Below are 19,503 nucleotides of genomic sequence, written 5' to 3'. Positions count from 1 at the left end.
GGCTTTCCATTGACGCAACGGGTATCGAACATGATCAAGCAATGCGCCGCCGTCGCGCTGACGGCAATGACCGCACTGATGGGCTCTTTGACATGGGCTGCCCGGGAGGAGCACACCTTCGAGGTGATTGTGAGCGTCCCGGCACGCTCGTTTTACGTGATCCCGGCCGAACCGGACTGGATACACCGGCCGCAACGGTTGATCTGGAGTCCCTCAGCATCGTCCCTGAGCAGCGTGCGCAGAAACTTCGATGTACGGCATGACACCAGCGCCATTGAAGCGCGCCTGGAGGCCGCTCCCTATTTGTCGAACGGCAGGGCGGTTGACGACATTGCGTTGCGGGTCAGTTTCAACGGGGTGGAGTTGAGTCCGGACCTTTCTCCACGGCTGGTGGTGTCGGCGGCTGACGCGGCGGCAGGCAAGCGGGTGTTGCTGGAAATCGATCCGGTGATGCCGTCCGGGGGATTACAGCGGCAACGTACTGTTGTTGTTCAACGCCAGGGCGCCTGGGGAGTGAGGTGAAACAGGCGCCTCGATGTTCAAGGCGTGAGCAATGTGTCGATCGAGAACCAGCGCCGAGTGATAAGACTCGGCGCTGGCGTAGGGTCAATCAAAAGATCCCCAGGCGCGTTACATTTTCAAAGCCCGGCTCGTGCCATCGCTGCCCGGGTCAGGTTTCTGGCCAGCTCGTTACGTGCATAGCCCATGTCTCGCACCAGCCTGTTATAAAACGACGTGCTCATTGCTTCGCCACTGAACACTTCTTTCTCTTCAACGTTCAGCGCTTTGACCAACGCTTCCAGTCTTTTCTGAAGCCGTGTTGTCTGAGCCCTGTCCTGATTATTGGCCCACTCGTTTTGAACCTCGCGCAGCTCTTCGAGCTGCCCTTGTTTTGCCTCGAAAAATTGATCGTTCGACTCGAACTGTTCAGGGTAGGTTTTGCGCAAATGTTGCTCCCAGAACGGGTTTTCGAATGAATCGACCATCCCGTTGACCAGCCCGTCGCCTTTCTCCCGTTCGATGATCGTGTCATAGGCTGTTTCGATTTTTGCCCGATCTACACCGGATCTCGGTTCAAACAGCATGCCCTCGGACTGCCACGGCAACTCCAGGCGTTTCGCCAGTCCCGTTTCAAACGCCAGGTGCACTTCCACATCATCCGGAGCGGTGTTGTTTGCCGGATTGATCAGGAACTTTTGCTGCTGGCTGCTGATTTCGGCTCTGGCGACATCACCGACCTTTTCCAGGCGAGCGGCGCTACGGGCCAGCCTCACCAGCCTTTCGTCAAGCACCGTGGCGGACGCCGACTCGGTGTACGCTTGCGACACCAGCACCTTGAGCCCCATGTTGTTGAACAGCTGCGACCCTGCATCCGCGCAGGTCTCGGGCTGACTGGCCTGTTTAAACAGTTCTTCGCGCAATTCGGAGTCCAGCGCCGTGGCATCGATCATTTGCCAGACGCGCTGGGTCAACTGCTTGCGAGCTCCGACGTCCCGGTAGTCCTGGCTGTCTCTCTGCTTACTGATGACCCTGAAAAAATCGGTGGAGCCGGGTTCGGCCATCACATCGTGCCAGGACTCTTCCCTGTGTACTTTGTAACCCTCGGACAAATCGAAAACCGATGGTGCGGTCGAGGACGGCATCCAATGGCTCAGTTCATCCTCTACAGCTCCTGAATAGGCCTGCTGACGGGCAAAGCCCGCGGATTCGCGGTAGTCGCCAAAACGGATCCGGTCGGCATCGGGAAGCCGCAGGGTGCCGAATCGCGCACGTGCCAGGATGAACGCTTGATCCGACCCTGGTGCGACCTCCGGCACGGTCTTGATCGGGCATTGGCGCATGTCGAGAGCAAAACCACGCGGGCGGTTTTTCTCGCCGGCCGCATCGCTGAAAAGACCTTGCGGCCAGTCTTCGATACCGGTATTTGCCAGACCTAATACTTTCAAGTCGCGCATGCCACCGACATTCGGGGGCTGGCGCAGCGGATTGCCGTCCAGCCTCAGCGTTTCCAGGTGGGTGAGGTTGCTCAGCTGCTCGAGCGAATTGGCACTCAGACTGATTCGGTTGTCAGCCAAATCCAGGGTTGTCAGCTGACCCAGCTTGCCGATATCGGATGGCACCGTGGTCAACCCTGTGTTGCGGGCGCTCAGCTGATGAAGGTTCGGGAAGTCGTTCAATAAACCGTTCCTGTCGACCGAAAAATGCGCCTTGTCCAGGTTCAGCACGGTGATCTGATCAAGGTATTTTCTGATGTCGGCCAGCGTGCGTACTTGCTTCCACCAGCGGTCGAGATCCGGCCCCCTGATTTCGGAGGAAAGGTCCAGCGTGTAGCCACCGTCCGGATGGATATTGCGCTCGCCGAATGCTTCGCTCTTGCGTTCGAAGCACTCAAGCAGCCGTTCCTCGATATGCCTTCCGCCGTTTTGCAGGAAGTCCCTGTTAATCCCGATGACGGGATCCCCGGAACTGTCCAATTGAGCAGGTTGGTTGTCCCGCCACGCCTGTAAGGTGTTGCGCAACTGCTTGAGGTCATCCCTGATGCGGTCGATGGCCTGGTCGGGATCGCCCTTGGCACGCAATGCCTGAAGAAACCAGGTGACTTGCTGATCGGTCAACTGCGGATACAGTTCCTTGATCCTTTGCTCCGGGGTCTTTTCGCCAAAGAACCAGAACGGACCTCGCACCAGATTGACCGTTTCAGTTTTGGCAACTGCGCGAATGGGCGGTTCCGCCAGCAATGTTCGGCGCTCGCCCGACGGAGCGGAGATTTCCATTATCCATAGTTTGAGCCGGCGACCGTGACCGCGCGGATAACCCAATGCTGCGCGCTTGTCGTCGGGCAGGGCATTGAGAATCGCTTCGTAGAAGTCGTCGGCTTTGTGCAGCCGCCGGTTGTCCCCGTCGAGCACTTCATAGCGGCCCTGCTCATCGCGGATCAGTAGCCGTACCGTCGAGGCATCATCGGGGCCGACACTACAGCGCAGCGCACCGTCATAGGTGCCATTTCGCACCTCAATACGCAAATCGTTCAGGCTCTCGGTATGAATTACCAGGGTTCTTAGCGCTAGCATCTCGGTGTTCGGCACCATCATTTCGTCGTGATAAAAACCGTCGTAGGCGCGGGCGGTTGACGCTTCGAAATTCACTTCGCGCGCCAGGGTTTTGATCCTCAGGGGCAGGCGACTTTCATCGGCTATTCGCTGCAGTTCGGCTGGCTTTGCTTCAGCCAGGACTTTTCCCGCAAGCGTGAGCGGCATGTCGGGGAACGTCTGTTTCAGCACGCGGGTTTGCGCCCTGTTCAACCGTTCACCCGCCTGGTACACACGTTTTGAAATTTCGCCCTGACGCTGATCGACGGCATCCGCCAATCGGTCACGCACTGCTTGGGTGCGTTTGGCGCGTGGTACTTCGCGACCCAGCAGGGCGTTGATTTCGGTGTCCTTCAAAAAGACAGAAACGCGTTCGGACAGCCGGCCGGACAGGAGCTCTGGCAGGCCGATGCTCAAGGTATTGGCGTCAGTTGCAGAGGCGTTCCCGTAGGTGCGTGAAAGACCTCTCAAGTCAGACCGTTCATAGACCTTCAACGCCCGTTCGGCAGGCCAGCCCGGGAGCCTTGTCAACAGTGGTTCGAACCACACGTACGATGGGTCGAGCGGTCGCCCGGCACGGATGTTCGCACTGGCGATCTGCACATCGTCAAACGCGCCGAAGCGCTTGATCGCGTCGACCAGCAGTGGTGGCGGTGGCGCATGCTCGGCATGCATGCGCCGCAGTTCCCCTTCGTCGGTGCCGCTGCTGATGCGGACTTGTTCGCGCTCGGTTGGCGTAAAGCGCTCGACGCTATGGCCGAGGCGACGCATCAGCGTTTCACCTTCCCAATCGCCCGGATTCTCGCCCTCGAACATCCAGGCGCCGCTGCCGTTGTGTTCGAGCTTCGGCGAGTAGGCATTCGGCCGGGAGGGGTGTTTGAGGCGGTGCGTGGCGCTCGGATCGTGCGAAGTGGTTTCAACGGTGTAGAGCTTGCCTTCAAGCGGCAGGATGTCCTGATTGAGGTGTCGGTGCAGACCGAGGACGTCGGGTTTCGAATCAGTGGGCAGGTTCCGACTGGTTTGTTCATAAGGCTTGAGATCTGAATGCCACAGCGACTGTTTGCCGTTGGGCAACGTGACCGGGTTCATGCCCTCGACCAGCGCCGACAATTTGAATCGAAGCGTGCTGCCAATCGCTGCACCCGCCCCAAACGCCGCCAGTTGAATGACGTCCGTCACCACACTGATCATATGTTCGGCTGCTTCAACTGCCAGACCTTCGGCCAGATCGACAATGCCTTCAATGACGTCATTCGTCAGTTGATAAGCGGTGTAGGCCATCATCAGTTCGCCCAGACCGGGCACGAAGGGGGTGAGAACCAGTAGCGCGGCATTGAAAATGTCCGACACTATTTTCTTGAAGTTGTCCCACCAGGCCCAGCGGGCCTTGCTGTCCGTATCGGCGGTGGACACGGCGATTTCCCGTGCGTCGTTGAGGATCTTGTTGAGTTTTTGCTGGTAGGCGTATTTCCAGTAATCCCGGGGGAGTGGTACATGCTGAAATTGCAAGTGGGGGCTTGGGACGGGTTCCTTGCGCCACGCCGGACGCTGATCCGTCGGACCCTCTATCTGATGCCATTTGACCGTAAACAGACGTTGCTCGAGTTCGGCGAAAAAGTGTCCACGCTGCTGCTGATCGACAAACTGACTGAAGAATTGTCGATAACTCACCTGCGATGATGCGCCGATGTTGTTTTCGCGCAACTGGCGCGCCAGCTCACTTATGAACGCGTCTGTCGATTCGTACTCCTTGAGCGGGTGATCAGGGTCATGCGGGACATATGCAATGAGTCGTCGAATGCCTCTGCTGTCCAGCGCGGCAGGAATCAACAGGACAATGCCGGTCAGACGCGTCTGCATCATGGACAGGTCGCAGCACAGCATCTGCTTCCCATTGAGGAGTAGTTTAGGTTTGTCCTTCGCCAGATCCAGCATCAGCGTATAGGCGTCGTACTGGATATCCCCGGTCGTCAACGCCAATTGCGCGGCGACGGTCAGTGCGTCTTTCTGACTCTCGGTCACCTTGTGCTTCATTACGGCTTCGGCTACCGGTTCGTCGGGAAGCAGATAGCGTTCGAGATGTTTTTTATAGCGCGCGCCAATGTCCAATTCCCGGCAAAGTGCCTGGAACTGCCTGATGGTCATTTTATGTTTGATCGGTATTACATCGAAGTGCCCGTGTTTGTCGGGTTGAGTGATGTATTCCGAGTCGGCATTGACCGTTTCGCTTTTTGCAAAGTTGTGCAGCGCCGCCTCCAGCAGGGAGACGGTTTGGGCAGTCACACCGCCCGTGAAATCAATCGCGTACCAGGGTAAATCCTTGGGGATGTACAGGCGCAGGCAGGTCGTCTTGACGTCATTTTCGATTCCGTATCGTTCCTTGAGTTTCGCCTGGAGCAGGGGCGCGGCAAACGAATGAACGTCCTGCAGTTTTTCGAACAGTTGGTCGACCTGGTTTTGCGAACCCCATGCCTTGAGGTTGGCAGCTTTCAGCTTGTCATGATGGCTGGAGGGCGAGGTGGTGTACCACGGCTCAATCTTCAATCCAGTATCCGCCAGTGCCCGGCCTCTGCCGACAGTGGCGTCTTTAAAGTGGTCGTTGATGGTGTTTTTGATGAACTCGTAGTGCCGGCCCTTGTTCATGTTTTGGCCGAGCGTGGGAGCGTCAGACATGGCAATCATCCTTGATCGTTTTAAGAATGATCAGCCTATCTGTCGGGGCTAAAAACAACAGTCTAAAGATCTGTGCTTAACCGGCGTTTTCAGCCGGTAAACAGGTCAGTATTCAAATCTGAAAAATAATTAAATACCACCTGCTGCGCAAAAGCTCACAGTCGCGATGTCGAAACCGGCTGACACGCGACGCTGCTACCCGGTTGCAGGTACGGCGTCAGAATCGGCGCCATCCCCTTGAGCACTTGCACTGGCAAGGCCGAGGTGAACTTGAACGTTTCGGCCGATTGCCCGGGCACGAACGCAGTCATCGTGCCGAAGTGACGATCGCCGATGTAGAACACGAAGGTCGCGGTGCGGTTGATGGATTTCGAACTCAGAATTCGCCCACCCGAACCGAAGGCTTCGATGCGGTTATCGCCCGTACCGGTTTTTCCGCCCATGGCCAACGGTTTGCCATCAGGCGTTACGAAACTGCCGGAGATGCGTTTGGCTGTGCCGGCATCCACCACCTGCGACAACGCTTCGCGCATGGCTGCGGCGACCTCGGAAGGCATCACCCGTTTACCGACATCCGGGTCATTGATCAGTTTGGTTTCGTATGGCGTGTTCGCTGCAAAATGCAGGCTGTCGATGCGCAGTGTCGGCATGCGCACGCCGTCGTTGAGGATGGTACCGATCAGCTCCGCCAATGCTGCCGGACGGTCGCCGGAACTGCCGATGGCGGTGGCCAGTGACGGCACCAGGTGATCGAACGGATAGCCGACTTTCTGCCAGCGCTGGTGAATGTCAAGGAACGCCTCGATCTCCAGCATGGTGCGAATGCGGCTGTCGCGGGCACCCTTGTGACGACTTTTGAACAGCCAGCTGTAGACTTCCTGGCGTTCGAACTGGCTGGCTTTGACGATCTGGCTGAACTTGGCATCCGGGTTGTTCAGCAGGTACCCCATCAACCACAAATCGAGCGGGTGGACCTTGGCGATGAAGCCTTGGTCCGGCAAGTCGTAGGCGCCAGGGCCGTAGCTTTCGTAGAGCCGTTGGAGGCGTTCGTCGGTCAGTTTTTCGGTGAGCTTGGCGCCTGTCAGGTGCGAGCGCACGAACATGTTGAAGCTTTGCTGACTGGCCTGTGGCAACAGATAACGATGCACCGCGGCCATGCGAATCGGTGTCGGGCGCATGCCGTCGAGGAAGGTCTCGAGCCGCGCCTGGGTGTCCTTGTTCTTGTACTTCTTCCAGAACTTGAGCAGGAACGACGTGCCTTCGCGGTCGGCAAACGAGGCCAGGTATTCCTGGCGGCGAGGGTCGCGGTCGTCCTTGAGCAATTCGGCGCTGCTATTGGCGCCTGAATACGTGGTGTAGCGCACCAGGTCACGCATCAGCCGAATGAACGGCAGGTTGATCGACTCGCGCAGGGCATCGCGCAGGGTAGGGAGGCGGCCGTTGTCTTCTTTGCGAAAGTTAACGAATGTGTGCAGCCCGCCACCGGTGAAAAAAGCTTCGCCGGGGCTGGCCGAGTATTTGCGATCCAGCGCAGCGCCGAGCATGCCTGGCAAGTTGCGGTCTTTGTTCTGGATCAGGTAATCGACGGCCCAGCGACTCAGGCGGTCCTGATCAGGGACGTCGACCTTCTTCAGTTCCGGGACGGTCATCGTTGCGTATTTATCGTGCAACTCGGCGATGATCTGCAAATAGGTGGTCAGCACACGCATCTTGGCGGTGGAGCCCAGTTCCAGTTTGCTGCCTTCATTGATATCGAATGGCTGGTCGGTGCTGTCGGTCTGCACCCGCACCCGCGAGCCGTCCGGGGTCAGTTCGAACAGGGTGAAGCTGTAGCGCACTTGGGTGGTACTGGTGGGGGTCAGCAGGCGTTCACCCATCAAGCCGATCTGCGCTGCAAACACAGGGTCGGCCAGATGCTTCAGGTACTCGGTAGCCTGGGTTTGCAACTCGCCTTGCAGGGTGCTGGTGGCGGAAAGATCAAGTCGATCGAGGTCGTACAGCGGACGGTTGAGCAACCCGCCCAGACGACTGCGTGCCACGCTGATGCCCTTGTTGGTTTCGATCGGCTGAATGGTTGGCTGTGTCTGCCAGTCGCGATAGGTCACTTTGCTGGTCAATGCCGCTGCCTCGAGTGGCGCATCGATCACGCCATTCAGTGCCAGCAGGCGAATGTGGCTGTCGGTGAGTTCGGCCAGTTCATCGTGCCCCTTGGTCAGGTAGTGGGAAGGGCGGCGCTGGGCAATCATCAAAGACAGCATCTCTCGCAGGGCCAGACCTTTTTCCGACATGCTTTTCGGATCTGTAGCGTTGCTGGCCAGCCGCTCGTTGGCCTGGTTGAAATCGGCGCCGTACCAGACGCGCAAACCTTCGGCCATACCATGCACTTCACCGTGGCCCGGTACTGCCGACAGGGGCACGCTGTTGAGGTAATCGCGAATTACGTTTTGCCGGGCTTCGAGGGTCTCCGGTCCGGCCTGATAGGCGCGCACGCTGGCAGAAATCATCTGACGGATTTTTTCCGCGCCCGACACGGTCAGGCCATCGGGCGAATGCCGGTACTTCTCAAGTTGCGTTGCCAGGGTACTGCCACCCGCCGACTGGCCTGGCAGGTGCATCAACTTGGCGACCTGGGACCACGCCGCCATGCCGAACCGCGGCCAATCCACGGCAGGGTTGGCCCGGGGCTGACGGGGATCGAGCAGAAAGCGGTTTTCGATGAACAGCAAGCTGTTGACCACCACGGGGGGGATCGCCGCAAAGCTTGAATACAGTTGTTGTGGGTATTTGTACTGGTAAAGCGGTGCCGCACGGCAATCGGTGATCGATAATCCGGCCTGGATTTTCTCCGCGTAGGGCACAAAAAAGCCCTTGTCGGTGTAGTCCATCAACTTTTTGGAAAACCGGGTCTGGGACGCCACAACGTAGTCACGCTTGATCAGACGCGGCAAGAATTCATCCAGCGAGCTGTAGCCCAGACGCAGGTCGAAAGGACCGGCGCCGGGATAATGAATGGCATCGCTGGGACCGGGTTTCAGCTCGTAGCTCAGGGTGGCGGCGTATTGGCTGAGTTCCCGGGATTGAAATTTCGACGTGCGCATTTCCTTGGCTGCGGCCAGCCCCAGGACAACCAGAATTATCAGCAACAACAACCAGAACGCCCCCCAACCGTGCTTCATAAGACTGCGAGGGGGTTTTTCAGGTAAAGGCGCTTCATCCACACGTTCAGTCGGAACCACATTTTTTCTCGAATCGGTTTGCCATAAAGCGCCCATAGTCGACTGATCCATTCACGCAGATTGAGAGGACTTGTCTGAAGCTTAGACGGTGGTTGGCGTTGGTGAAAAAATTGTGAATATACAAATATCGATTTCCTATCATTCCCTGTGGCGAGGAAGCTTTTGTGGCGAGGGGGCTTGCCCCCGTTCGGCTGCGTAGCAGACGCAAGTCAGGTATATGCGGTTTGCCTCATACAACATTGGGCGTTCAAGTTTCGGGGGGACTGCTTCGCAGTCCAACGGGGGCAAGCCCCCTCGCCACAGAGTTTGTGTTCGTTTTAGAGCCAGTTGGCATCCCAGAGCGGGTAATCACCGATTTTTTCCACCAGGCCGGCACGTAATGGATTTGCGACGATGTATCGAGCGAACGGCAGGAGTTCTTCTCCATCGCGGATTGCCCGGTCGTGATAGCCGGTTTGCCATAGTGGGCCCTCCCGTTCCGTCATTCTGTTCACTGTCTGGGTGCAACGTGACTTGATGGAACCGACGACACAACCCAGATCGTTTCCTTTCAGTTGCATAAGCCAATGGAAGTGATCGGGCATAACCACCCAAGCGATTGAATTCACCAGTCCGGAGTCGTGAGCCCGGCGCAGTTCTGCGACAAGCAAACGCCCCACTCGCCAATCAGAAAATATGGGTTGTCGATCGTGAATAACTGCGGTGATGAGGTAGGCACGACCGTTTTCGGAATTTCTGCCTAAACGCAGGCGATGGGAGTTTGGTTGAGTAGGCAATCCATTGCTTCCTTACGTGAAAGTCAGGTGACGCTCTCAGGCTAGTACGCAGTGGTCTGCATTGGCGCTGCGATTGTTGAGTGAAATTTCTGTTTCCTGCGAAGGATCTGGCGATGAGGAGCTTTTGTGGTGAGGGGGTCTGAAATGGCTGATTTAGACACGTCGAGCGATAAATAAGGCCTGGATAGGGGCATGACGATGCACCATTACCGTGCAATACTCCACGCCGTTTCATTGGCGAAAAGTCCTGCAAATACCAGGTAATGCCCCTCCGTAAACCCGGCTTTTCCCGAGAGTTCTCGCTGAATGTTGTGGTTTATAGAGTGAAAAACCCTGTAGGAAGCTTTTTATACTGCACGCCCCGCTGATCTTGCAGGTTTTGTCCTACAAGACGGGTTTGCCCACGAAGCAGGCCCGGTTTCAGAAAAGCATTGGCTTACCGGTCAGCGCTTCGACACTCGGTGGTCATATCCAATAACAAGATGAGGTGTACCCCTATGCCAGTTGGCAATCACCTGCCCAATGGCGAGACCGCTCAAGGCGGCCCGCTCAAACGCGAACTCGGCGAACGGCATATTCGCTTGATGGCACTCGGTGCCTGTATCGGCGTCGGTCTGTTCCTCGGTTCGGCCAAGGCCATCGAGATGGCCGGTCCGGCAATCATGCTGTCCTACATCATCGGCGGTCTGGCGATCCTGGTGATCATGCGCGCCCTCGGCGAGATGGCGGTGCACAACCCGGTCGCCGGCTCCTTCAGCCGTTATGCTCAAGACTACCTCGGCCCATTGGCGGGCTTCCTGACTGGCTGGAACTATTGGTTCCTGTGGCTGGTGACTTGCGTTGCGGAAATCACCGCGGTGGCGGTGTACATGGGCGTCTGGTTCCCCGATGTGCCGCGCTGGATCTGGGCACTCGCGGCGTTGATCAGCATGGGCTCGATCAACCTGATCGCGGTGAAAGCCTTCGGTGAGTTCGAATTCTGGTTCGCCCTGATCAAGATCGTCACCATCGTTGCGATGGTGGTCGGCGGTATCGGAGTGATTGCATTCGGTTTCGGCAACGACGGCGTTGCCTTGGGGATTTCCAATCTCTGGGCGCACGGAGGCTTCATGCCCAACGGCGTGCAAGGCGTGTTGATGTCCCTGCAAATGGTGATGTTCGCCTACCTCGGCGTCGAGATGATCGGCCTGACCGCCGGTGAAGCGAAGAACCCGCAGAAGACCATTCCCAATGCGATCGGCTCGGTGTTCTGGCGGATTCTGCTGTTCTATGTCGGCGCGCTGTTCGTGATCCTGTCGATCTACCCGTGGAACGAAATCGGCACCCAGGGCAGCCCGTTCGTGATGACCTTCGAGCGTCTGGGCATCAAGACCGCCGCCGGCATCATCAACTTTGTGGTGATCACCGCGGCGCTGTCGTCCTGCAACGGTGGCATCTTCAGCACCGGGCGCATGCTCTACAGTCTGGCGCAGAACGGTCAGGCCCCGGCCGGTTTCGCCAAGACCTCGAACAACGGCGTGCCGCGTCGCGCCTTGCTGCTGTCGATCGGTGCCTTGTTGCTGGGTGTGCTGCTCAACTACCTGGTGCCTGAAAAAGTCTTTGTCTGGGTGACGGCGATTGCCACCTTCGGCGCGATCTGGACCTGGGTGATGATCCTGCTGGCCCAGCTCAAGTTCCGCCAAGGCCTGAGTGCCAGCGAACGTGCCGGCCTGAAATACAAGATGTGGTTGTACCCGGTCAGCTCGTATCTGGCGCTGGCGTTTCTGGTGCTGGTGGTCGGCCTGATGGCGTACTTCCCGGACACTCGCGTGGCGCTGTATGTGGGCCCGGCGTTCCTGGTCCTGCTGACGGTGTTGTTCTACGTGTTCAAGCTGCAACCGACCAATGTGTCGCAGGGTGCGGTGCGTTCGGCTTCGTAAGGCGTAACGCCTGAAATGAAAAAGCCCCGGTCCATTGGTCGGGGCTTTTGCATTTCAGGCTGTGGCGGTTTGCACTGATCGATTCAACCGTTTATTGAAATCCAGCCACGCCCCCAGCAACGCCATTACCCCGGCACCCACCAACGCTGTGAAAACCTGCATGGCAAACGCATCGTCGGTCAGGGCGTTTAGCATGTCCGCCAAGGGCGCCAACAGCACGCCGAGGCAGAAAACTTCCAGTGAGTAGCGCCCCATGCGGCAGCATTGCTGCGCCAGACAGTTTTGCGTCCAGCCGTTGCCGGGCAAGAGCCTGGCGGTGACATAGGCCAACGCCAGGAAGTGCAGAAGACGGACCGGCGACAGATCGGTCTTGCTGATCGGGTACAGCAGGTTGCTCAGGCTGGCGGGCATCAGGGCATCGTGTATTTCCGGCCAGCGCCAGGAGACAGTAATCACGCCGGCCACCACCAAGTACACCGCCGCGCTGACAAACAAGGGCTGGCGCAACAGCGGACGAGCGTCGGGCAACCGTGGCCGCAGCCCGTGAATCGCCGCAAAGCCGCCGAGGACAAACAGCAGTTGCCAGGTGACGGGGTTGAAGTACCACACGCCGTCCTTGATGGCCGCCAGGTTCCAGCCAAACCGCGGTGCCAGCAAGTACACCGCCAACGACACCGCTACGACCGCCCACGGCTTGCGCACCAGCAACGGCAGGACCAGTGGCAATCCCGCCAGCAGCACGATGTACAACGGCAGCGGGTCCATAAGGTTCGGCTTGAAGCGCAGCAGCAACTCATCCGTCAACGCTTGCTGGGGGTTGGTGATGAAGTGATGCAGGCCCATTTCCTCCACCAGATCGCGGGTTTCCACATGACTGTTGGCGAAGAACACGATGCCCATCAGCATGGCCAGCAGGAAAATATGGACCACGTAGAGCACCCAGGCGCGCCGCAGAATTTTCACGCAGGCGATCAGGTAACCATCGCGCGCAAGGATTTTGCCGTAGGCCAGAACGGCCGCGTAGCCGGCGAGAAACACGAATATTTCTGCGGCATCGCTGAAGCCGACATTGCGCAGGGTGATTTGGCCAAGGGGGTTGTGAGGCACGTGATCCCAAAAAATGAAGATCAGTGCCAGGCCGCGAAAAAAGTCGATTCGGTGATCGCGCTCAAACGTCATGACGGCGGGCTCGTGAACGGGTGTTGAGAATAAGGAGTAGCCGAAGGCGCCAAAGGTTGCGCGCCGCACAACGGCGGCGCGCAGGGTGGCGTGATTCGCAGGTAATTGCAAAACCGGGGTATTTCGGGATGTCTCCCGGCGTTGAGGCAAGCCCTGACCGCTGGTCTGAAAGGCGGTCGGACCTGTGATTTCTGACAGTAGACAAGTTCAAAGTTTTATGACGTGAAACAGGAGGGTCACCATGAAACTTTTGTGGAAAGGATTTTCCAGCTACACGGTGGTCGGGGTCGCCAACACCCTGATCCACTGGCAAATCTTCTTTCTGCTGAGCGTGGGGGCCGGCCTCAGTCAGGCTGTCAGCAACCTGGCAGCCTTCTGCGTTGCCGCCTCGTTTTCCTTCTACATGAACGCGCTGTACACCTTCGATGCCAAGGCGTCAGTCGGCGGTTATCTTCTATTCTTGGGAGCCATGGGGGCGCTGAGTCTGGGCGTCGGCCATGCAGGCGACGTGTGGAGACTTCACGGCCTGCTTACGGTGGCTATCTTTTCGGCATTGAGCCTGGTGCTTGGCTTTCTGTTTTCAAAGTACGTGGTCTTTCGCGAGCGAAACGCATGAAAGTCTCGTTGATCGTTCCGGTATTCAATGAAGAACAGGCGATCAGCCTGTTTTATCAGGCCGTGCGTCGCGAGTTGAAGCTCGACCAGGCAGAGGTCGAGATCGTGTTCATCAACGATGGCAGTTCCGACCGGACGGCTGAAGAGGTCAAGGCCTTGGCGCAGGCCGATGAACAGGTCTTGCTGATCAACTTCTCACGCAACTTCGGCAAGGAGCCGGCGTTGTTCGCCGGCCTGGAATATGCCACCGGCGATGCGGTGATTCCCATGGATGTCGATTTGCAGGACCCGATCAGCGTCATCCCGCGGTTGATCGAGCAATGGCAAAAAGGCGCGGATGTGGTGCTCGCCAAGCGCCGGGATCGCACCGCCGACAGTTACCTGAAACGCCACAGCGCGTCGCTGTTCTATCGTGTGCTGAACCGTATCGCTTACACCCGCATCGAAGAAAACGTCGGGGATTTCCGGCTGATGGATCGCAAGGTGGTCGATGTGATTCGCGCGCTTCCCGAGCACCAGTTGTTCATGAAGGGGGTGCTGTCATGGGCCGGGTTCAACACCGTGGTGGTGGAATACGAGCGAGCCGAGCGAGCGGCGGGCACCAGCAAGTTCAATGGCTGGAAACTCTGGAACCTGGCGCTGGAAGGTGTGACCTCCTTCAGCACGGTGCCGTTGCGCTTATGGACTTATGTCGGCGGCGGCATTTCGATTTTCGCAGTGCTCTACGCGGTGTACATGGTGCTGGACAAGATTTTCTTCGGCAACAGCGTCCCCGGTTACCCGTCGTTGATGACGGCCATTCTATTTCTCGGCGGCGTGCAGCTGATCGGCATCGGCATCCTCGGTGAGTACGTCGGCCGCATCTACATCGAGGCCAAGCATCGGCCACGCTATGTGGTGAAAGACATCGTCGGCGGCAAAGACCGGCTCGGGATTTAGCATGGGCAGGTTCAGCGACTTTTTCAGCAAGGAACTCGGGCGTCGGCAGGTCTGGCTGTTTTTTCTGTTGGCGACCTTTGTGTATGTGGTGCCGTTGATCCTCGCGGACTATCCATATATCGACGACAACTGGCGATCCCTGTCAGCCGCGGCCGGTTCGGCCTGGGCGGAGCAGGGACGGTTATTCACCGAGCTGTTCTACAACCTGCTGACATTCAGCAATGCCGCGCCGAACATCTTTCCGCTGCCGCTGTTGATCGCCACGCTGGCCATGGCCGCAGCGTTGACGAGTTTGACGTTTCATTACTACCCGCAACCGACGATTGCCTGCTGTCTGGTGATGCTACCGCTCTGGTACAACCCGTTCTTTTTGCAAAACCTGTCCTATCAATACGACGGCCCCACCATGGCTTTGAGTGTGGTGGCGGTCATCTATGCGATCACCTTTCGTTCCCCTTCGCGCATTCAGCAGTGGCTGGTGCCGTCCTTCCTGGTTGCCTTGGCGATAGGGCTGTATCAGGTGAGCTTCAATGTATTTCTCGGGTTGTGTTGCCTGGAGGTACTCAGGGGCGCCAATGACAAACTGGCCTGGCCGAAGTGGTGCGAGTTGATCGGCTGGAAAATCGCTCAGGCCTTCCTGGGCTGCCTGATTTACGCGGTCAGTGCTTATCCGTTCACTCAGCACAATCGCACTCTGCTGCTGAACTGGACCGCGGAGCCGTTGCTGCAACTGCACGTAAACATCGCCCGAGTGCTGGAAAAAGTCGTGCTGCTGTTTCACGGCGGATTTGCCTGGTTGTTCGCCGGGTTGTTGCTGTGTGCCGTTGCTGGCGCGGTTCGCCTGGGGCTCAACGTCGTGGCGCGTCAGGACAGCACAGCGAACAAAATGCTGATCGGCCTGATCTGTGTGCTGGCATTACCGGTAGTGACCTTACTGGTGTCGGGTATGGCGCTGTTTTTCCGGGACTTCAATGAAGGCGCCAGGACCCTGATGGGCTTTGCGGTTCTGTTGGTGCTGTTGTTCTATTTGAGCCATCTGGCGCTGGCACGAATCCACGAGCGGCTGCCGCTGTTGTTGATGGTTCCACTGCTGGCGATGCTTTCGCTGTCGTACGCCTATGGGCGCGTGTTGACGGTGCAGAAAGCCTTCGCGGCCAGCGCGTTGTTAAGTCTTGAGCAGGACATTGCGTCGAATCGACAGCTGCTCGAGGCCAAGCGCATTTACATGTCCGTGACCTATTCCGATCACTGGCTGCGGGGGGCGGCGGGCTCGTTCAAGCAGATGCCGGTGTTGCACTATCTGCTGAACATCGACTTCTACATGCTGGCCGAGAACCTGCCGAAAGTGGGCATCACTAACGTTGTTGCGGAGAAGGAACGACGTAACGCGACGAGAGTGGGTTATCAGGGTTATCCACCGGTGCTGGAGAGCCAGTACTACCGGATTTATCTGCTCGGCGATTACGGTTTTATTGTCATGAAAGAGCCAGCGCCGATTAAGACGCTGCACTGGTGAAGCGCGATGAGGGGGCGTCGGGTTCAGGCCGCTACGACCTCATTCGGCTCAAAACTATCCGCCCGCGCCATCTGCCACATCCGTGAGTAAAACTCGCCGCTGACTTCACCGGTCAGCAACTCCCCCGGTTTCAAGAACACATGCAGTTGCGAGAACAGTTTGATCTCGGTCGCCGACATGCGCCGTACCAGGTGTTTGGCCGATAGCTGCGAAGGATGTTCCAACCCGGCAGCGGCGAGCATTTCGGCCAGGGCCTTGAGCGTGTTGCGGTGGAAGTTGAAGACGCGTTGGGCCTTGTCCGGGACGACAAGTGCGCGTTGTCGCAGGGTGTCCTGGGTGGCGACACCGGTCGGGCATTTGTTGGTGTGGCAGCTTTGCGACTGGATGCAGCCGATGGCGAACATGAAGCCGCGCGCCGAGTTGGCCCAGTCGGCGCCGATGGCCAGGACGCTGGCGATGTCGAAGGCGCTGACGATCTTGCCGCTGGCACCGAGTTTGATTTTGTCTCGCAGGTTCAGGCCGACCAGCGTGTTGTGCACGAACAGCAGGCCTTCGCGCATCGGCACACCAATGTGGTCGGTAAACTCTACGGGCGCGGCGCCGGTGCCACCTTCCTTGCCATCCACCACGATGAAGTCGGGGAGGATGCCGGTTTCCAGCATGGCCTTGGCGATGCCCATGAATTCCCACGGGTGGCCCAGGCAGAACTTGAAACCCACCGGTTTGCCGCCGGACAGTTCGCGCAACTGCTGGATGAAGTGCATCAGTTCAATCGGTGTGGAAAACGCGCTGTGTCGCGACGGCGAGATGCAATCTTCGCCCATCAGGATGCCGCGGGTTTCGGCGATTTCCTTGGTGACCTTGTGCTTGGGCAGAATCCCGCCATGACCAGGCTTGGCGCCTTGGCTCATCTTGATTTCGATCATCCGCACTTGGGGTGTCTGCGCTTGCGCCGCGAAGCGTTCAGGGTCGAAGCGACCGTCGGCGGTGCGACAGCCGAAGTAGCCGCTGCCGAGTTCCCAGGTCAGGTCGCCGCCGTTTTCCCGGTGATAGGCGCTGATGCTGCCTTCGCCGGTGTCGTGGGCGAAGTTGCCGAGTTTCGCCCCCTGGTTCAACGCGCGAATGGCGTTGGCGCTGAGGGAGCCGAAGCTCATGGCCGAGATGTTGAACACCGACGCCGAGTACGGCTGCGTGCACTGCGGGCCGCCGACCGTTACCCGGAAACTGCTCGGGTCGCTCAACGGCGCCGGGCGCATGGAGTGGCCGATGAACTCGAAACCCGACTGATACACATCGATCAACGTGCCAAAGGGTTTGTCGGCGCTTTCGTTCTTGGCCCGTGAATAGACCAGCGAACGCTGGGCCCGGGAGAAGGGCAGGGCGTCGCTGTCGGACTCGAGCAGGTATTGGCGGATTTCCGGGCGAATACCCTCTACCAGATAGCGGATGTTGCCGAGGATCGGGTAATTACGGCGCACGGCGTGAGGGCTTTGCAGCAGATCGAACAGGCCCACGAGGCTGAGAATGCCGGTGACGGCGGTGATGGGCCAGAGCCAGTCGTGCTCCAGGAAGGGCAGACTGGCAAGGGTGAACATCACACAGACGGCAAAGAAGGCGTAGCGGCTCAGGAGTGACAGGCTCATACGGTTTCCTTGGGTTCGGACTCGGTGGGGCAATCAGGCATTTTGTGCCTGGAGAAAAATCGAAAACAGCTCTGACTGGGATTTGATCCCCAGTTTGCTGTACATGTGTTTCTTATGGACTTTCACGGTTTCGACAGAGATTTCCAGCTTGCGGGCGATTTCTTTACTGGAGCAACCGCTGAGCATCAAGCGCCCGACATCCAGCTCCCGGGCGGTCAATTGCGCGCCTTTGAGTTGTTGCACCGACGCCTCCAGCTGCACGCGCCAGTCGGCTTTCGGCGGTGCTGGCGCGAGGGCCACGACTTCGTTGATTTCGTAGGGCAGGCGCTGGCGCAACAGGCCGAGTACCCAAGGCTGGATCAGCGACAGCAAGGCAATCTGCTGGCCGCTGAAACGCTGCTTGCTGCCCAGTGACAGGCACAGTGTTCGGTCGCCTTCGAGTTGGCAATTGAACTGGATTTCATCGGCCACCACATTCAGACGAAAGTAGCGCTGGTAATACTCGGTCAGCTCGAAATGCTCCGGTGCCACTTCCGACAGGCGATAGAGCCCGGTGCGCGACTGCTCGCGACAGGCGATGTAGAACGGATCGAGCAAATACAAACCGCGCAGATAGTCCTGGAACAACTGATCGGGACTGCCGTCCGCGCCCGGGCATTCGGCGAACACTAGCGGGTGCTGATCGGCGCTGAAAAGCAGCGCCACCCAGCTGTCGAAGGGTACGTACTGATCCAGCAACCGCACCAGCTGCGTCCAGAAATTGGGCTTGTCCAAGGCGTCGATCAGTTGCCCGACCGAGCGGTGCCACGCGATGTCGTCTAACGAGAGTGTCATGCCTCTACCCCTATCGGGTTACCCCAGCGGCGTGATTTCGGGCCGGTGGCTTGCTGCGCATACTGGCGCACAGACACCGACCGGGCAATCTTTCTGCCAGCCTGGTCAAGAACAAGGAATACCCATGAAAGTCGAACTCGCCCAGTTGGCGGGCCGTGACAACGACACGGCTTATAACCTCGAACGCGCTCTGACGGCGATGGCTGCCTGTGCTGCCGATACGCAGCTGATCGTATTTCCCGAAACCCACCTGATGGGCTTTCCGTCCCTCGAGGCGCTGGCCGAAACCGCCGAACCGCTGGACGGTCCGACCGTCAGCGCGGTGCTGGCCGCGGCCCGTGAACACAACATCGCCGTGGTGATTGGCATGGCCGAGAACGACAACGGCCGCTTCTACAACACCACGCTGCTGATCACCCCCGAAGGCATCGCCCTGAAATATCGCAAGACGCACCTGTGGGCGTCGGATCGCGGTGTGTTCGAGGCCGGAGACCGTTACGCCACGTGTGAATGGAACGGTGTGCGGGTCGGCCTGCTGGTTTGTTACGACATCGAGTTCCCGGAAACCGCCCGGGCCCTGGCGCAATTGGGGGCCGAACTGCTGATCGTCACCAACGGCAACATGGACCCTTACGGCCCGACTCACCGCACCGCGATCATGGCCCGTGCCCAGGAAAACCAGGCGTTTGCGCTGATGGTCAACCGGGTGGAAGAGGGCGATGGCGGGTTGGTGTTTGCGGGTGGCAGTGCGCTGGTGGATCCGCTGGGGACTTTGTTGTTCGAGGCCGGGCGCGAGGAAGGACAGTTTGCGGTTGAGCTGGACCTGAATCAGCTGACGGCGGCGCGGCAGGATTATCGGTATCTGGATGATCAGCGGCTGCGGTTGCCGGGGGAAGTGGTGGAGCAGGTCGGCGGTGTTCGGGAGTTATTGATTCCTGAGCGTTGAACCAAGCCCTCACCCTAACCCTAACCCTCTCCCGAAGGTAGAGGGGACTGACCGAGGTGATGCAAAGCTCTACATCGACCTGAATAACCGAGTCGAACTCAGGATTTGAAAAGCATGGAGATCTGCCCCCTTTCCCCC

The 19,503-nt window shown here is 58.4% G+C and carries 11 protein-coding genes and 1 pseudogene; 6 read left to right on the top strand and 6 right to left on the bottom strand.

Features of this window, described 5'->3' with window-relative positions:
* The first annotated feature begins 30 nt into the window (after positions 1-30).
* Positions 31-517, top strand: a pseudogene (locus KGB23_RS28215) (CS1 type fimbrial major subunit).
* A 121-nt stretch (positions 518-638) separates the two neighbouring features.
* Here the strand turns inward: KGB23_RS28215 and KGB23_RS28210 are convergent.
* The 3 genes from KGB23_RS28210 to KGB23_RS28200 all read right to left on the bottom strand — a co-directional run bounded on the left by KGB23_RS28210 (position 639) and on the right by KGB23_RS28200 (position 9,774).
* On the bottom strand, positions 639-5,762 hold the full coding sequence (locus KGB23_RS28210) for an NEL-type E3 ubiquitin ligase domain-containing protein (protein ID WP_223433423.1): 5,124 nt from the start codon (positions 5,760-5,762) through the stop codon (positions 639-641).
* A 155-nt stretch (positions 5,763-5,917) separates the two neighbouring features.
* Entirely contained in the window at positions 5,918-9,034 is a 3,117-nt protein-coding gene (locus tag KGB23_RS28205) for a transglycosylase domain-containing protein (RefSeq protein WP_223433422.1), read from the bottom strand.
* Positions 9,035-9,315: 281 nt separating this feature from the next.
* Entirely contained in the window at positions 9,316-9,774 is a 459-nt protein-coding gene (locus KGB23_RS28200; RefSeq protein ID WP_223433421.1) for an REP-associated tyrosine transposase, read from the bottom strand.
* Positions 9,775-10,271: 497 nt separating this feature from the next.
* Between KGB23_RS28200 and KGB23_RS28195 the strand changes: the two genes are divergently transcribed.
* Positions 10,272-11,693, top strand: a complete 1,422-nt coding sequence (locus KGB23_RS28195) for an amino acid permease (protein WP_223433420.1) — start codon at positions 10,272-10,274, stop codon at positions 11,691-11,693.
* A gap of 54 nt (positions 11,694-11,747) precedes the next feature.
* Here the strand turns inward: KGB23_RS28195 and KGB23_RS28190 are convergent, their stop codons facing one another.
* Complete coding sequence (locus KGB23_RS28190; protein ID WP_223433419.1) at positions 11,748-12,872, bottom strand: OpgC family protein; 1,125 nt, start codon at positions 12,870-12,872, stop codon at positions 11,748-11,750.
* 241 nt (positions 12,873-13,113) lie between these two features.
* Here KGB23_RS28190 and KGB23_RS28185 point away from each other — a divergent pair, with 241 nt between their 5' ends.
* Genes KGB23_RS28185 through KGB23_RS28175 form a run of 3 tightly spaced genes read left to right on the top strand, consistent with a single transcriptional unit; the run spans position 13,114 to position 15,942 of the window.
* Entirely contained in the window at positions 13,114-13,488 is a 375-nt protein-coding gene (locus KGB23_RS28185; protein WP_056742044.1) for a GtrA family protein, read from the top strand.
* Positions 13,485-14,426, top strand: a complete 942-nt coding sequence (locus KGB23_RS28180; protein ID WP_223433418.1) for a glycosyltransferase family 2 protein — start codon at positions 13,485-13,487, stop codon at positions 14,424-14,426. Before KGB23_RS28185 ends, KGB23_RS28180 begins: the two co-directional genes overlap by 4 nt.
* A 1-nt stretch (position 14,427) precedes the next feature.
* A complete protein-coding gene (locus tag KGB23_RS28175) occupies positions 14,428-15,942 on the top strand; it encodes a glucosyltransferase domain-containing protein (RefSeq protein ID WP_223433417.1) in 1,515 nt (504 codons plus the stop codon).
* Between the two features lie 23 nt (positions 15,943-15,965).
* Here the strand turns inward: KGB23_RS28175 and KGB23_RS28170 are convergent, their stop codons facing one another.
* Positions 15,966-17,585 carry an FMN-binding glutamate synthase family protein gene (locus KGB23_RS28170; protein WP_223433416.1) on the bottom strand — a complete coding sequence of 540 codons (1,620 nt, stop codon included), beginning with the start codon at positions 17,583-17,585 and terminating at the stop codon, positions 15,966-15,968.
* A 33-nt stretch (positions 17,586-17,618) separates the two neighbouring features.
* On the bottom strand, positions 17,619-18,419 hold the full coding sequence (locus tag KGB23_RS28165) for a helix-turn-helix transcriptional regulator (RefSeq protein WP_223433415.1): 801 nt from the start codon (positions 18,417-18,419) through the stop codon (positions 17,619-17,621).
* Positions 18,420-18,543: 124 nt separating this feature from the next.
* On the opposite strand from KGB23_RS28165, the gene KGB23_RS28160 reads away from it, so the two are divergent.
* Positions 18,544-19,365 carry a carbon-nitrogen hydrolase family protein gene (locus KGB23_RS28160; protein ID WP_223433414.1) on the top strand — a complete coding sequence of 274 codons (822 nt, stop codon included), beginning with the start codon at positions 18,544-18,546 and terminating at the stop codon, positions 19,363-19,365.
* Positions 19,366-19,503: the final 138 nt, after the last annotated feature.

The sequence above is a fragment of the Pseudomonas sp. GL-B-26 genome (assembly GCF_019947405.1).
Taxonomy (GTDB): Bacteria; Pseudomonadota; Gammaproteobacteria; order Pseudomonadales; family Pseudomonadaceae; genus Aquipseudomonas.
This window is presented reverse-complemented; position numbering and strand designations above follow the sequence as displayed.

Bases quoted from the DNA above. Each gene is read 5' to 3' on its own strand.
- KGB23_RS28210 (WP_223433423.1), bottom strand. From the start codon at position 5,762: ATGTCTGACGCTCCCACGCTCGGCCAAAACATGAACAAGGGCCGGCAC.
- KGB23_RS28205 (WP_223433422.1), bottom strand. From the start codon at position 9,034: ATGGGCGCTTTATGGCAAACCGATTCGAGAAAAAATGTGGTTCCGACT.
- KGB23_RS28195 (WP_223433420.1), top strand. From the start codon at position 10,272: ATGCCAGTTGGCAATCACCTGCCCAATGGCGAGACCGCTCAAGGCGGC.
- KGB23_RS28190 (WP_223433419.1), bottom strand. From the start codon at position 12,872: ATGACGTTTGAGCGCGATCACCGAATCGACTTTTTTCGCGGCCTGGCA.
- KGB23_RS28185 (WP_056742044.1), top strand. From the start codon at position 13,114: ATGAAACTTTTGTGGAAAGGATTTTCCAGCTACACGGTGGTCGGGGTC.
- KGB23_RS28180 (WP_223433418.1), top strand. From the start codon at position 13,485: ATGAAAGTCTCGTTGATCGTTCCGGTATTCAATGAAGAACAGGCGATC.
- KGB23_RS28175 (WP_223433417.1), top strand. From the start codon at position 14,428: ATGGGCAGGTTCAGCGACTTTTTCAGCAAGGAACTCGGGCGTCGGCAG.
- KGB23_RS28170 (WP_223433416.1), bottom strand. From the start codon at position 17,585: ATGAGCCTGTCACTCCTGAGCCGCTACGCCTTCTTTGCCGTCTGTGTG.
- KGB23_RS28165 (WP_223433415.1), bottom strand. From the start codon at position 18,419: ATGACACTCTCGTTAGACGACATCGCGTGGCACCGCTCGGTCGGGCAA.
- KGB23_RS28160 (WP_223433414.1), top strand. From the start codon at position 18,544: ATGAAAGTCGAACTCGCCCAGTTGGCGGGCCGTGACAACGACACGGCT.